12 protein-coding genes are annotated in these 14,901 nt (G+C 34.0%); 7 read left to right on the top strand and 5 right to left on the bottom strand.

Features of this window, described 5'->3' with window-relative positions; genetic code table 11:
* Nucleotides 1–98 precede the first annotated feature (98 nt).
* The gene (locus LBU54_RS08550) at nt 99–4,478 is read right to left on the bottom strand and encodes a translocation/assembly module TamB domain-containing protein (protein WP_224528336.1); all 4,380 of its coding nucleotides are present in this window, start codon (nt 4,476–4,478) and stop codon (nt 99–101) included.
* A 191-nt stretch (nt 4,479–4,669) separates the two neighbouring features.
* On the opposite strand from LBU54_RS08550, the gene tsaD reads away from it, so the two are divergent.
* The 7 genes from tsaD to LBU54_RS08515 all read left to right on the top strand — a co-directional run bounded on the left by tsaD (nt 4,670) and on the right by LBU54_RS08515 (nt 10,660).
* A complete protein-coding gene (gene tsaD, locus LBU54_RS08545) occupies nt 4,670–5,692 on the top strand; it encodes a tRNA (adenosine(37)-N6)-threonylcarbamoyltransferase complex transferase subunit TsaD (RefSeq protein ID WP_224528335.1) in 1,023 nt (340 codons plus the stop codon).
* A gap of 96 nt (nt 5,693–5,788) precedes the next feature.
* On the top strand, nt 5,789–6,415 hold the full coding sequence (locus LBU54_RS08540; protein WP_224528332.1) for a peptidylprolyl isomerase: 627 nt from the start codon (nt 5,789–5,791) through the stop codon (nt 6,413–6,415).
* Nucleotides 6,415–7,122, top strand: coding sequence for a 16S rRNA (uracil(1498)-N(3))-methyltransferase (locus tag LBU54_RS08535; protein WP_224528331.1), 708 nt, complete (start codon nt 6,415–6,417; stop codon nt 7,120–7,122). Before LBU54_RS08540 ends, LBU54_RS08535 begins: the two co-directional genes overlap by 1 nt.
* Nucleotides 7,122–7,757: a DUF4159 domain-containing protein gene (locus LBU54_RS08530; RefSeq protein WP_224528329.1), complete on the top strand. Its 636-nt coding sequence runs from the start codon at nt 7,122–7,124 to the stop codon at nt 7,755–7,757. Before LBU54_RS08535 ends, LBU54_RS08530 begins: the two co-directional genes overlap by 1 nt.
* Nucleotides 7,758–7,768: 11 nt before the next feature.
* Nucleotides 7,769–8,269 carry a TrmH family RNA methyltransferase gene (locus LBU54_RS08525; protein WP_224528327.1) on the top strand — a complete coding sequence of 167 codons (501 nt, stop codon included), beginning with the start codon at nt 7,769–7,771 and terminating at the stop codon, nt 8,267–8,269.
* Nucleotides 8,270–8,389: 120 nt separating this feature from the next.
* Nucleotides 8,390–9,478 (top strand): AI-2E family transporter, encoded by a 1,089-nt coding sequence (locus LBU54_RS08520; RefSeq protein WP_224528325.1) that lies wholly within the window; start codon nt 8,390–8,392, stop codon nt 9,476–9,478.
* Nucleotides 9,479–9,481: 3 nt separating this feature from the next.
* Nucleotides 9,482–10,660, top strand: a complete 1,179-nt coding sequence (locus LBU54_RS08515) for a THUMP-like domain-containing protein (protein ID WP_224528322.1) — start codon at nt 9,482–9,484, stop codon at nt 10,658–10,660.
* Here the strand turns inward: LBU54_RS08515 and LBU54_RS08510 are convergent.
* From LBU54_RS08510 to LBU54_RS08495, 4 genes are all read right to left on the bottom strand, one after another.
* A complete protein-coding gene (locus LBU54_RS08510; protein WP_224528318.1) occupies nt 10,650–11,066 on the bottom strand; it encodes a hypothetical protein in 417 nt (138 codons plus the stop codon). The genes LBU54_RS08515 and LBU54_RS08510 overlap by 11 nt on opposite strands.
* A gap of 112 nt (nt 11,067–11,178) precedes the next feature.
* Complete coding sequence (gene pdeM, locus LBU54_RS08505) at nt 11,179–11,826, bottom strand: ligase-associated DNA damage response endonuclease PdeM (protein WP_224528316.1); 648 nt, start codon at nt 11,824–11,826, stop codon at nt 11,179–11,181.
* Between the two features lie 92 nt (nt 11,827–11,918).
* The gene (locus LBU54_RS08500) at nt 11,919–14,369 is read right to left on the bottom strand and encodes a ligase-associated DNA damage response DEXH box helicase (protein ID WP_224528315.1); all 2,451 of its coding nucleotides are present in this window, start codon (nt 14,367–14,369) and stop codon (nt 11,919–11,921) included.
* Nucleotides 14,370–14,676: 307 nt separating this feature from the next.
* Nucleotides 14,677–14,889 (bottom strand): GIY-YIG nuclease family protein, encoded by a 213-nt coding sequence (locus tag LBU54_RS08495; RefSeq protein WP_317196321.1) that lies wholly within the window; start codon nt 14,887–14,889, stop codon nt 14,677–14,679.
* Nucleotides 14,890–14,901 lie beyond the last annotated feature (12 nt).

The raw sequence follows: 14,901 nt of genomic DNA, 5'->3' as shown, positions 1-14,901 counted from the left end.
ACACATAAAAGTGACTATTGTCATAAAAATCAAAACACGAAAACAATTCAAACGTTTTCGTTGATAACTATTTTAACAAATGAAAAAACTAGAGAATATTAGGATTTAGATTTGGACTTTTTATCCTTCATCGTTATATATTCGGGTAAAAAACTATCGCTTTGTTCTTCTATTTTCTCCTCAACATTATTTTGAATTTTATCCTTTCTATTTTTTCCCGAAAAAATAATTTGAAGCAACTCCTTGAAAGTATCAAATTCTACATTATACGATAAACCAATGCCTTGGGTATAACCAATTTCCTCACCAAAGTTTCTAATGGTATTTTCTCTATTAAACACCTTTGCTCTAAAGGTACCATCGTCATTGAGCAACCAATCTACCTGAACATCTCCTGTAATTGTGGTCTGTTGTGCAGTCCCAAATGGAACACCAAGCTTACCATTTACAAGTATTTTATCACTTATTTGAGTTTGAAGTGTAAGTCCAAATCTATTATCCGTTTGAAGTTCTGGTGTGTTCTCACCGAGTTCAAGGTCTATACCAACATTTAAATTATCATTATCGCCTCCAATTATATTATTCACAATACCAGAAAGTCGCTCTGAAATCGTACCCGTAAAATTAATTCCTCTGATTCCACTAGAAAAACTTCCTGTTCCAAGTAAAGTCAAGGCTTGATTATTTCGCTCATCTTTAGAAGATAGTCGGTAATCAAGTTCTGATTTTACTGTTGACGTTACATTTGGAAATCGTAAATCAAAATCGGGTTGTGGTTGCTCCAAATCGCCTGTCAGATAAATGTCTACCTCAACTGGAATACGCTGTGTGATTGGATTGTCCAAAAGAACAGATGGATTCGCAGTTGTTTTATAAATTGCTTTGAGATTAATTTCAGCACCCATTGGGTCTCCTTCCCAAACAATGCTTCCTCCTTGTTCAACTTCGAATTTCTTTTCAACAAAACCGCCATATTTAAAATTATAAATTCCCTCAAAAACTGAGAAATCGCCCCACATATTAAATGTGCCATTGGTATTTATCAGGAATTTCAATCCTCCTTCTCCAGTTCCTTTTATGGTACTTCCGGCTTCTTTATCTATAACAATTTCTATGGTTGCATTTTGGTTAACATCTAAATCAAAATCTAATTCCAGGCCTGTAACTTCAATTTGTTCAACTATTTCACCATTTATCCTTGCTTGTTTTTCTTCAGGCGTTAAAAAATGAATGAATGAGTTATCACCAAAACTTTCAGAATCATTAAGTGGTATATTAAAAACAGTTCCTGGTGCTGTGCTCCCAACGACTTTAATAATCAATTGGTCTGTTGGTCCTACAATCGTCGCTTCGCCAGCTACAAAACCATCTCCATAATATAATGAATCCTCTTTCTCATCTGTATTTAACACTAACAACCTGTCGGTAATTAAATCGAGACCCAATACCCAATCGGAAAAATTATCATGCTCAATATAACCATTTAAATAACCTTGGGAGAAGAATTTAGAATCAGTCATGGCAACGTTATTAAAAATAAACCGTTGTTCTCTCAAGGTTACTTTAGAATCGAAATCAAAACCATAGTCTACATTAAGGTAGGGTATGGACAGGCCTGCCCTGTCCATAAATAACTCACCATTAATATCTGGTTTGTTGAGACTTCCAGTAACTGTTGCACTACCAGAAACCAAACCTCTTATATTGCTAATTACCCCTTCACCTAACGGATTCAAAGGGTCCAATAAGAATTCTTCAAAAACTACATCTAAATCTATACTCGGGTTGTCTTTTGCTACATCTAGAAATCCTTTTGCCCCAAAGGACTTAAGATTATCATTAACCAATTCTATATCAACGTCATAGTTGGTTATCGAGTTATTTCCTTCAATTTTCGCCTTAAGATTACCAAGGTCATAATCGTTTACAAATAAATTGGAAACTTCTATATCAGATTTCGGCAGATAAACACCATTATTTTGCTCGATGTCAATCTTACCATTCACTACGCCTTGAAGAGCCAAACTATCTATACGTGGCGTAATTTTAACCAATTCTACATTGTTAAAATCTACCTCAAGGTTCTTATTGCCACCATCATACAATGATCCCGAAACAACTATTTCTTCTCTTCCTTGGTTTATTTTTAGTGGGAAAATATCAAAGTTTTTGAATTCCTTGTCGAAACGGACTTTATTAAGCGTGTCTTTTTCAGAGTTAACTTCCCATTCAAAATTTTTGAATCTTATATCAGATTTACCAAATCCAACCACAGAATTATTGGTCTCATCGATAGTATAGAATAAGTTTAAATCAAAATTATCTTGGTTGCTTGTTCCACCAGAAAATTCTGTCTTTATTAAAAGTGTATCTCGTTTAGTGACATTTATTAAAGTAAAGTCAGATGCATTATAAATTCCAGTACTTAGGGAATCTATTTCAATAAATGTATTGTAGATAGGATTACGATTATCAACAGTAAGTTTTATGTCATTGGCAAAATACTTCTGAAATTTAATTTCAGGCGAATTAAAGGATAAGTCAAATCCTTGATCATCAGATTCAATTTTTCCTTTTATAAACGTGTTCTTGCCTAAGAACAAATCCTTATAAAATACCGCTGCGATTTTAGAGTATATATTGAAATTAAAGTTGAGGTATTGCCCCTTTTCGACTTCATATGGTATGTAATTAGTGTATATGCTTCCTAGCGAATTTTCTACTAACTTAATAATATCGCGTATTCTATATTTTCCTATTATTCTACCACTTACAATATCCGGCGAGTTAATCGTTAAAGTCCGTTCTTCATTAGCAAAGGCAGATACTATATCAAAATCCTCAAATCTATACTCACTATCCTGGTTCTTATAAACCGTGTTTTTGATATTAATTGCTCCAGTAGCATTATCATAACTCGAACCTCTTGCAGTCATTCTAACTTTTCCTTTAAACTCAGAAAGGCTATCTCTGGTAACAAAATTTAATGTTCTGAGATTAGCATAACCGACGTTAGCGTTAAAATCAAAATTTTTAATTTCTTTTGAAAAATCGGCTAGCCCATTAAAGTCCAAGAGTAAATTTGGGTCATTAGCCCTTAAAATACCATTAAATACCTTATTACCTAAATTGCCAGAGACTTCGATATTTTGATAATCGTAATTGTTATAATTAAGTCTATAAACTTGACCCTTTACATCTGTTCTAAGATTTTCAAGTCTAAAACCTTTACCGTCTAAATCTAAATTGGCAGATATTTTCTTCAAGGTAGGGTCATTTAAAAATGTACCAATATCAAACTCCTCAAAAACAATATTTCCAATATAGCTTGCATTGTCAATACTATTTATTCTATTAAGCTCTAAGTCAGAATCAATCAGACCAAGGTCTGTATCTATTTTAATTTTGGCATCAACAGAACTCTCTGTGATTTTCGATGTCCCAGAAATCCTAAAATTTCCAACATTAGAAAAGACGGATGGTATTACCTTTCCAAGAATTCTGGGCAATAAGGCCGTTAAGTCTTTGTAGTTTGAAGCTAAATTTTGAAACTTACCATTTAAAGCAAAGCTATTGGGCTCATTACTAAATAGATTTACAAACGTTATATCACCAACAATCTTAGTGTTTCTTGTGGTGCTAACATCAAGATTTGTTGCTTCCAAATTATTTAATGTTCCTTTTAAATCTGCATTAATATTTGCCTTTTGGTTTATGCCAAATTCATCAAAAAAAACATTTAATTCAGTCAATGACAGACTAGAGTCTCTAAAACTGGCTGTAACATTTACCTTATCCGTAAAGTCTTTCAGATCTTCCCGTTTGTAATCAAATCTTAAATCGCCTTTTAATTCTGAAGCCTTCGTTTTAATATTTAGCTTGTTAAAAATCATGTGGCTAAGCGTATACTCAAAATTTGCCATAAGATTTTTTACCATAATACCTCTACTGTCTGTAAAGCTTAATTTGTTAATCCTTGAACTCACATTTGGACCACTAATTACAAAATCGGTAGTATTGGCATCAAGACCACTAAATTCAAAAACTTCAGAATTATCAAGATTTTCATCCGAAAGTCTAAACGCACCATTTTCGATAGAAACATCGCTCGAAGAAAATAAAAATTCACTTGGGCCTTGCCTTGGATTGTCATCGTCAAATTTTGCTACAAAAACATCCAGATTGGTATCCTCCTCGCCCTCATAGGTTTTTAAATTAAATAGCAAGTCCTCAATATCAATATCCCCAAAATTTAACTTACTGTTATACAGATTTTTGAAACTAATTATCGAAGTATTTAATTCACCTATACTAATAAGCGTATCTTTTTTGTAATCTCTGATTAAAATTTCTTTTAGTTCTACATCGCCATTTAATTGCAGTCCAACTCTGCCTATATTTATATCCGTATTAAAGTCCTTGTTGATTGTTTTTGTGGCATATTTACCAAGTCTAGTTTGTACGGCAGGTATGGCCAAAATCAGAAAAATAATAAAAAAGACAAGCAGAAATATGCCTATTATTTTTCCAATTATTTTAAGTATCCTTTTGATAGAATTAAAGCTTCTTAATGAATGAAATCTCCTTACCTTTGTATATACAATACGTTGTTATGTATACATTTAGACTATAATGGTAAAATTAACAATTATTGTGCCTAAAATTAGCCATGAAAAACGAAAATATTTATATTCTTGGAATCGAATCCTCATGCGATGATACATCGGCAGCTATTCTATGTAACGATACCATTTTAAGCAATGTTGTGGCAGATCAAAAAATTCATGCAGAATATGGTGGCGTCGTTCCAGAACTAGCATCACGGGCACATCAACAAAATATAGTTCCTGTGGTACATCAAGCAATAAAAAAAGCAGGTATTTCAAAAAGGCAATTAAATGCCATAGCCTTTACAAGTGGCCCTGGTTTAATGGGTTCTCTGCTTGTTGGCACATCCTTTGCTAAGTCCTTAGCACTTGGCTTGAACATCCCTTTGATTGATGTTAACCACATGCAAGCCCATATCCTAGCTCATTTTATAGAAGAAGACGGTCATAACAAACCACCATTCCCATTTCTGGCGCTTACTATTTCAGGAGGACATACCCAAATTGTAAAGGTTAAAAACTACTTTGATATGGAGGTTTTAGGAGAAACCATTGATGATGCGGTTGGAGAAGCGTATGATAAAAGTGGAAAATTACTAGGGCTGGGCTACCCTGCAGGACCTGAAATTGACAAACGTGCTCAAATAGGTAACCCTAAAGCCTTTAAATTCACTAAACCAAAAGTAGATGGACTTAATTTTAGTTTTTCAGGATTAAAAACAGCCATACTCTACTTTGTGCAACGTGAAACAAAAGCTAACCCGGATTTTATTAAAAAAAACCTAAACGATATATGTGCCTCTATTCAATACACCATTGTAGGTATTCTAATGGATAAGCTTAAGCAAGCAGTAAAACAAACAGGTATAACCCACATTGCAATTGGTGGTGGTGTTTCTGCAAACTCTGGTATAAGAGAAGCGCTTAAAAGTGCAGAACAAAAACATGGCTGGAAAACTTATATTCCAAAATTTGAATACACTACAGATAATGCGGCAATGATAGCAATTGTTGGATATTTAAAGTACCTAGAAAAAGACTTTTCAGATTTTGATGTGATGGCTAAAGCCAGGCTAAAAATTTAAATTGTTAAAACATCTGTTGATAAGCCGAGTAATTACTCTCCCTGAATAAGATTAAAATTTAGTTGTTTTGTGAATAAATCAATCTCAAATCATGTTATGAAACAACTTTTTATTGCATTCCTTTTTGTTCCAATCGTTTTATACGGACAGAATAAATACGAAATAAAACTTGATTCTATAGTGTCTCCTGAAGATGCTAAGTCGTTCATTAAGGACAATAAAGAACTAAAGGGAAAAGTAATTGTATTCAATAAGGAAAAACACAAAACCCTACTAGCCGACGATCTTTTTAAGCTTTCTAGAGGTGGAAAAAAAGTAGTTAAATCAGAATACAATAATACTTATTACAAGATTGTAGATAAGAAAGCAATACCGCATAATAGAGTAAGTTACATTTTTTTAGATGGCAATAAAATGTCTTTTGGAGAAATTATTTCCAAACGCCAAAATATTATTAGACTTTATAAAAATGGGTATCGTTTTGAGGATTTAGCCAAACGTTATTCAATGGATAGAAATGCAAGCCGAGGAGGTGACTTAGGTTGGTTTGAAGACGGAAAAATGCATCAAAAGTTTGAAAAGGCTGTAAAGTCCCATAATACTGACGATATATTTACAGTAGATATCGAGAACAAAAAATGGCACTATGTTATTCTAAAGACACATGAGCCAAAAAATATTGAAGAAATCACCGTTTTAAGAATCACAGAAGCTAAACCTTAGTGCAACTTTTTTATAGTTCAAATATTAGTGGCGAAAATGACATCTTTACTTTTAGTAAAGAAGAAAGCAGACATATTGTAAAGGTACTTCGAAAAAAGCTCGGAGAATCCATTAATATGACCAATGGTAAAGGTTGGCTTTTTACTGGCAAATTAATTGAGATAAACCCTAAACGATGCTCAATTAAAATAAAAAATAAATCCTTTCATAAACCACGGGGTTTTAAGCTTCATTTGGCAGTGGCTCCAACTAAAATGAACGATCGTTACGAATGGTTTTTAGAAAAGGCTACCGAAATTGGTGTAGAAACCATAACGCCCGTTATCTGTGATAACAGTGAAAGAAAAGTTGTAAAGTCTGAACGATTTGAAAAGATTATTCAGTCGGCTATGAAGCAGTCCCTACAGTATTATCTTCCAGAATTAAAAAACGCCATTTCATTTAGAGATTTTATAACACAAATTGACACAAAACAGAAGTATATTGCACACTGTAACCACACAGACAGAAAAACACTCAAGACTTGTTTAAACCCAAATGAAGATTGTATAATATTAATTGGTCCGGAAGGTGATTTTAGTGTTAAAGAAATCCAACAAGCACTGCAAAATAATTTTATTCCTGTAACTTTGGGAGAAACACGGTTAAGGACTGAAACCGCTGGTATCGTAGCCTGCCATTCAGTAGCATTAATTAATGAATCGTAATGAAATATTTTATTGTTTTTTGCTTCATTTTCTCCATAGGGAACGCTCAAGAAGTAGCTGTTTTAAAATATAGAGGTGGTGGCGATTGGTACAGTAACCCTACCGCACTTCCTAATCTTATTGCCTTTTGTAATGACAATATAGATACCAACATAAAAGAAAACGTTCAAGCTGTAGACGTTGGGAGTATAGATATATTTCAATTCCCATTTATTCACATGACAGGTCATGGCAATGTTTTCTTCAGTGATGACGATGCAGAAAACCTTAGAAAATATTTATTGTCAGGTGGTTTTCTTCATATTGATGATAATTATGGCATGGAACCCTATATCACTAAAGAATTGAAGAAAGTTTTTCCGAATAAGGAGGTGTTAGAAATCCCAAAAAATCATCCAATTTTTTCATCGGCTTATGAATTTCCAAACGGATTGCCAAAAATTCACGAGCACGATGGTAAAGCACCACAAGCATTCGGTATTTTTCATGAAGGTAGGCTGTTGTTGCTGTTTACTTTTGAAAGCGATCTTGGTGATGGCTGGGAAGATCAAGAAGTACACAACGACCCAGCAGAGGTTAGAGAAAAAGCACTTAAAATGGGTGCTAATATCGTAAAATATGCCTTTGAGAACTAAATTGTATCCAATTGCAACTTACCCATCACGATAGCAAGTTTAAACAATATCGGTTCCCGATTATTCTTGTTTGTGATAATGTATCAAATGCACCAAATATTGGCAGTTTATTCAGGATTGGAGATGCATTTGGAATTGAAAAAGTTATTTTTTGTGGTGAAACTATTCCTATTGGAAGGCGAATGACAAAAACCTCCCGCTCTACTGAAAAATATGTCCCATTTGAAATTTCTAATTCTATTGAAACGGTTATCGATACTCTGAATAATTATCAATTGATTGCCTTGGAAATTACAGAAAACAGCACCCCTTTAAGCACATTAAATATTGATGGAAAAAAACCAATTGCGCTCATAATAGGAAACGAAAACTTCGGCATACATAATTCTATTTTAAACAGGTGCGATACCGTTGTACATATCCAAATGTATGGCAAAAATAGTAGTATGAACGTTGTTCAGGCAACCAGCATTGCATTGTACGAAATTACTAATCGACTTAAACAATTTTAAAGAATTAATGCCAAGTGACTACCCAAAAGTACTTTTGAATTATCCTTTAATTTTAATTTTTGACATTTTGATTATACACGAAAATTTGTCTTGCTGAATTTAATTCGGCATCTTTGAAATATGAATTCTAAAGTAATCGCAAACGGCATATTAAGGGCACTGGCAATACTAGTTGGCATCGCTCTAGTCCTTTATTTTCTAAATGAGATACAAGCCGTTATTGTATATATTGCTGTTGCTGCGGTAATTTCACTTGTTGGCAGGCCTATAATACTTTTTTTAAGACGGCGCTTAAAATTCAACAATACCTTGGCCGTAATCGTAACAATGGTATTGTTTATTGCCTTATTTATTGGGTTAATTGGACTGTTTATTCCATTAATCGCCGAACAAGGACAAAATTTGGCTTTATTAGATATTGAACAATTACAAGAAAATGTACAAAATCTGTACAATCAAGTGGTTAACTATTTTGAATTTAACAATATTGACGTTGAACAATCAATTAAAGATTCTGGTTTACTGTCCAAATTAGACTTTGCATACATTCCTGAATTTTTAAATAACCTTGTTAGTGGGCTAGGTAGTTTTAGTATTGGGTTATTTTCGGTGTTGTTTATTTCGTTTTTCTTTTTAAAAGACAGTCAATTATTTGAAAATGGCATTTTAACTTTTGTCACTAAAGAAAATGAGTCACGGACAAAGCGCTCAATAGCATCTATAAAAGATCTTCTATCTCGATACTTTGTAGGTTTAATTTTTCAAATATTAATTCTGTTTGTCATTTATACAATCGTTCTCCTAATATTCGGCATAAAAAATGCCGTTGTCATAGCGTTTTTGTGCGCTTTGTTAAACTTGGTGCCATACATTGGCCCATTGATCAGCGGTTTTTTAATGTTGCTTTTAAGCATGTCCAGTAATCTAGGAGAAAGCTTTAGTGAAGTTATATTGCCTAAAACGACTTATGTAATGATAGGTTTTATAATTGCCCAATTAGTTGATAATTTCTTCAGCCAGCCTGTCATTTTCTCCAAAAGTGTAAAATCTCATCCGTTAGAAATTTTCTTGGTAATTGTCATTGCTGGTATTTTATTCGGTATTGTTGGGATGATTGTTGCAGTACCAACTTATACAGCCATAAAGGTTATTCTAAAGGAATTCTTGTCTGACTACAAGGTAGTTAAAAGTTTAACCAAGGGACTTTAAAAAGTGCATCCTGAAATTCTCAATAGTAAAATTCAGGAGTTTATTGGCTCCAATCTAAATACTGATATCGCAAATCTATTACTGCGAGGTATACCTTTCACTGAGGTCGATACCAAACTAATTGTTGAACAAATTGAAGCAAAGAAGCGATGTGAAAAGAAACTACCAACATGGTTTCAAACTAAAAATATTTACTATCCAAATAAGCTTAATATTGAACAGACATCGTCAGAGATTACAGCAAAATATAAATCAGAACTGATTTCTGGAAAAACTCTAATTGATCTAACTGGTGGATTCGGTGTGGATTCCTTTTATTTTTCTAAAAAGATTAAAACTATAACACATTGCGAAATAAACACTGAACTATCAGAAATTGTAAAACACAACTATAAATCCCTAGGTATCCAAAATATAACCTGTTTAAACGAAAATGGTATCGATGCCTTAAAACGAATTGATTCCCAATTCGATTGGATTTATATAGATCCTTCGCGTCGCGACGATAGCAAAAAGAAGGTATTTTTACTATCCGATTGCACACCAAACGTAAAAACGTTTCAAGGCTTATTTCTAAAATATGCAAAAAACGTGATGATAAAAACATCACCTCTATTAGATATAAAGGCTACACGAAATGATTTAAAACAAGTAAAGGCATTACACATCATTGCGGTTAATAATGAAGTAAAAGAATTACTTTGGATTTTAGAACGCGATTATGAAGCTGACTTCAGAGTAAAAACAGTTAACATCACAAAAACCAAAAAGCAAGAATTTAATTATGCCTTTGATGATGAATCCAAAAGCAATGCTCAAATAAGTATGCCGCTCACTTACCTATATGAACCAAATGCAGCTGTATTAAAAGCTGGCGCTTTTGAAATTCTAAGTAATATTCTCGATATACCGAAAATTCATAAGCATTCACATCTATACACCTCTGAAAACCTCATTGACTTTCCAGGTAGACGTTTTAAAATTGAAAAGGTCATCCCTTTCAACAAAAAATTAATTGCAAAAGAAAAGCTTAGTAAAGCCAATGTAACTACAAGAAATTTTCCGTTATCAGTAGGCGATATTCGTAAAAAATTTAGGCTAAAAGATGGTGGGTCATTGTATTTGTTTTTTACTACAAATATTACCAATGAAAAGATCGTTGTGATATGTACTAAAATATGATTGGATCGAAGGATTCAATACTATTATCTGGTCCAATCACAATTTCATAACCCATGCATGTATCCATATCTAGCACAACTTTTTCGTCATTTATCATTGGTGTATCGTTAGATACTGAAAAAACCACCTCTCCAACTTCAAATTCATTCCATGTGGTTGTTATTCCTGGATCTATACTCAAAATTGTAATTTCAGCAATACCATCTGCGTTTATAACTTGCAAGTCAAATGCGATAGTTCCGTTATTAATTAAGCGCGTTTTGGGTAAATCGCCAGTACAATTAGTATCAAATGTACTTGAATTGAATTCCTGATTGGTAACTGCACTGTCTAAAGGCTCAGTAATACATGCCTTAAAAACTAAGGCAATACCAAAGAATGGGATAAATTTAAGTAGGTTTCTCATAGGTTAATAGTTTTTTGAATCAGTTAGACTGATACAAAAGATTTGGAGGACAAACATATAAAAGTTAATTCAATTATCGATAAAAAGTATTAATTATTCGATGAAATGCAATTTAAAGCTTAAAAATCGAAGTATCTGTAAAAGCGTAACACGACGCATCCTTTGGAATATTTCTTGTATTTAAGCCAGTAAATAAGCTAAAAGCTGGTAATATCAATTGATTCACTGTGACTTGGTAGCATGGTAACTTTAATTTTTGTTTTCCCCTACCTTTTATTAAAACCCCTGGATGAGTATGCCCTGAAATCGTAAATAAATTTAGAGTGTTGTCCATAGGCTCATGTAAGAAAATGAATGGTTCAATTTCCAATTGGGCCATAACTACAATGCCTAAATCATCCATTAAGCGCAAAGACTGTGTGTCGTGATTGCCTTTAATTAGGACGAGATTTAAATCTTCAAACTGCGTCAACCATTGTTTGAAGGTAGCCATGTCACTATTCGTTTCTGCATGAAATAAATCACCAACTATAAATAATTCTTTAGCATTAAAATGGAGAATCAACTCCTTTAAACGATTTAAATCCTTTTGCAAGATACCATCAGGTATTGGTATACCATGACGTCTAAAATGGGCGGTTTTACCTATGTGAATATCTGAAAGTATCAAAGCCTCTTCTCTTTCCCAATAAATCGCGCGCTGATTGGTGAGGATGACATCCTCATTTTTTAACGTAATATGTTCGGTTACAATTTGCATTTTGTATCATGTCGAACGTATGTGTGACATCACATAATCAATAGAAATCAAAATTATGTGATTTCTCAATCACTTTGCTCATTTCGTAAGGACTATTCGATTTTAAAAGCTTGTTCTTTTATACGCTGAATGCGTTTGTCTAGTTTCTCATTGCTCATGGTACCTCGTAAACTATCTACTTTAAGCGGAAAACTCAATGGTGTAAAGGACTTGGCATGCTTTAAGATGACTTTACTTTTTGAAATACGCTCAAATGCCTGTTGTAGTCTTGCTTCTTCTAATTGTTGATTAAAAACTTCTGTATAGGCTTGTCGCAATAGCAAATTGTCAGGCTCATAATCTTCTAAAACCCTAAAAATCAAACCCGATGAGGATTGCAGGCTTTTATTGTTCTTTCGTGTTCCTGGTTGCGATTGCACCACTAATCCAGCAATAACTGCAATATCCCTAAACTTTCGAGATGCCATTTCCGAAGCGTTAATACTCGCAACAACATCGTCCATGAGATTTTCCTTACGCAGTAATGCTTCAATATTGTTTGCATCTACGGGAATTGGTTGATCGCTCAACAATTCAAAACCATAATCGTTCATGGCAATGGTGAAGGTAATTTGTTTTAACTTACTGATACGATAAGCCATTAAAGCCGAAAACACTTCGTGCACCAAGCGACCTTCAAAAGGATACATAAACAAGTGATGACCATCTTTGGTTTCTATCATTTCTACTAAAAACTCATCTGATTTCGGAATGTGTGAATGTTCGTCTTGTCGGCTTATCAGAGGATTTAAAAAGCGTAGTTCCTTCTCTAAGCGACCAGGCTGAAGCGCATCAGATAGCTTCAAACGTAAATAATGGCTTAGATGAGACGTTAAAGGTAAACGACCACCTAACCAACTTGGGGATACCGCTTTTTTGGCCTTACTTCGTCTTACCAAAGCCGTCATATCTTTTATCTGTACCAATTCCAAAATTCGTCCTGCCAAAATAAAGCTGTCACCAGGTTTTAACTTTGAAATAAAAAACTCTTCAATCATACCTATATAGCCACCAGAAATATACTTCACCATCATATTGACTTCACTTACAATGGCTCCAATATTCATACGATGCAACATGCTAATACGTCGACTTTTCACCTTATATAAACCATCTTCATCCAAAATCACCTTATGGAATTCTTCATAAGAATTTAAAGTCTTTCCGCCTTTGGTAATAAACTGTATACACCATTGCCATTCATCTTTTGTTATATATTGAAAAGCATGAATTTCTTTAATTCGAGCAAATAGTTTCTCAGAATCAAATCCTTCACCAACCGCTAGCGTTACCATGAATTGCACCAAAACATCGAATGTCAATACCATTGGGTCGCGTGATTCGACTTGTTTATTTTTTATAGCTTCCTTTAACGCTGAAACTTCGACCAATTCTAAAGAATGTGTTGGAATAAAGTAAATCTTTGAACGCTCAAATGGTGAATGACCACTTCGTCCTGCACGTTGCATAAATCTGGCTACACCTTTCACAGAACCAATTTGAATCACACAATCTACAGGTTTAAAATCCACACCTAAATCTAGCGAGGATGTGCATACCACGGCCTTTAAATAACCTGAAGCAATATTATCCTCGATCCAATTACGTAATTTTTTGTCAATAGATCCATGATGAATGGCCAAAAGCCCAGCTAAATCCGGTTGTGCATTAAGCAATAGCTGATACCATAATTCGGCTTGTCCTCGGGTATTCGTAAAAATTAAGGTTGTGGTATTAGAGGCGATAATCGGTAGAATCTTATCAACCATCTTTGCACCCAAGTGCCCTGCCCACGGTAAAACTTCAATCTCATCCGGAAGTACTGAGATAATATCCAATTTCTTTCGTTGCTTTGCCGTAATTTGAGTGATGTTTAAATCTGAATACGGTAAAAGGACGTGCTTGGCGTCTTCCAAATTTCCAATAGTTGCAGTGATTCCCCAAATTCTGAGCTTAGGTGAATAGTATCTTAATTGCGAAATAGCCAATTCTGTGAGCACGCCTCGTTTATTTCCAATCAGTTCGTGCCACTCGTCTATGGCCACACATCTTACACCTTTAAACCATCTCGAGTTCTTTTTCTGAGAAAACAGTAAGTGCATGGTTTCTGGTGTGGTAAGCAAAACATCTGGCATCATTCGTTCTTGCTTACGCCTAACAGCTGTTGGCGTATCACCATTTCTAACTTGTACTGTCCAATCTAAACCTATATCATCCACAGCTTCTGTCATAGCTTTGGCCAGGTCTTTTGCCAAGGATCGCAAAGGACTTATCCATAATAGTTTTAAACCTTTAGGATACTTTTCGGGATGATTAAGATAGTCAATAACAACTCCTAAAAACACTGAAAAGGTTTTACCAAATCCTGTTGGTGCCACCACCATACCTGAATAACCATTGGCATAACGTTGCCAAGTCTGTAATTGAAAAGGAAAAGGGGCAATACCTTTTTCTGCCATCCAATTGTTGATTATTCTTAAACCTTCGCTATCTCTAAAATTCATAATTGTCACCCTGAACTTGTTTCAGGGTCTAATTTATTTGGTGTTGAGATGCTGAAATTAATTCAACATAACAAAGTTCTGTCATTCCGAACTTGTTTCGGAATCTAAAATTTATTATCGCTGATTTAGAGATGCTGAAACGAGTTCAGCATGACAAAACCCTAATCTTTTTCCTTTAAAACTGTCATTCCGAACTTGTTTCGGAATCTCATTTTTAGTTATTTCCTAATGGTGTCCACAAATTATCCCAATTCGGATTTTCTTTTTCGATCAGGTTTATTTTCCACTCTCGATGCCAATTTTTCAATTATTTTTCTCTTTTAATGGCATCTTCAATAAATTGATATTCTTCATAATACACCAATATTTTCAAATTATACTTTGAAGTAAACTTACTGCCTTCATTATTGATATGTCGTTCCATTCTATCATCCAGACCTCCTGTAACACCAATGTATAATGATCCTTTTGGTTTGTTAGTCAAAATGTAAACCCAATAATTGTGATAGGCTCTTTTCATTGAAAAATTAAT

Source organism: Winogradskyella alexanderae (assembly GCF_020166335.1).
GTDB lineage: Bacteria > Bacteroidota > Bacteroidia > Flavobacteriales > Flavobacteriaceae > Winogradskyella > Winogradskyella alexanderae.
The sequence above is the reverse complement of the archived record's forward strand: the minus strand, read 5'-3'. Positions and strand labels throughout refer to the sequence as shown.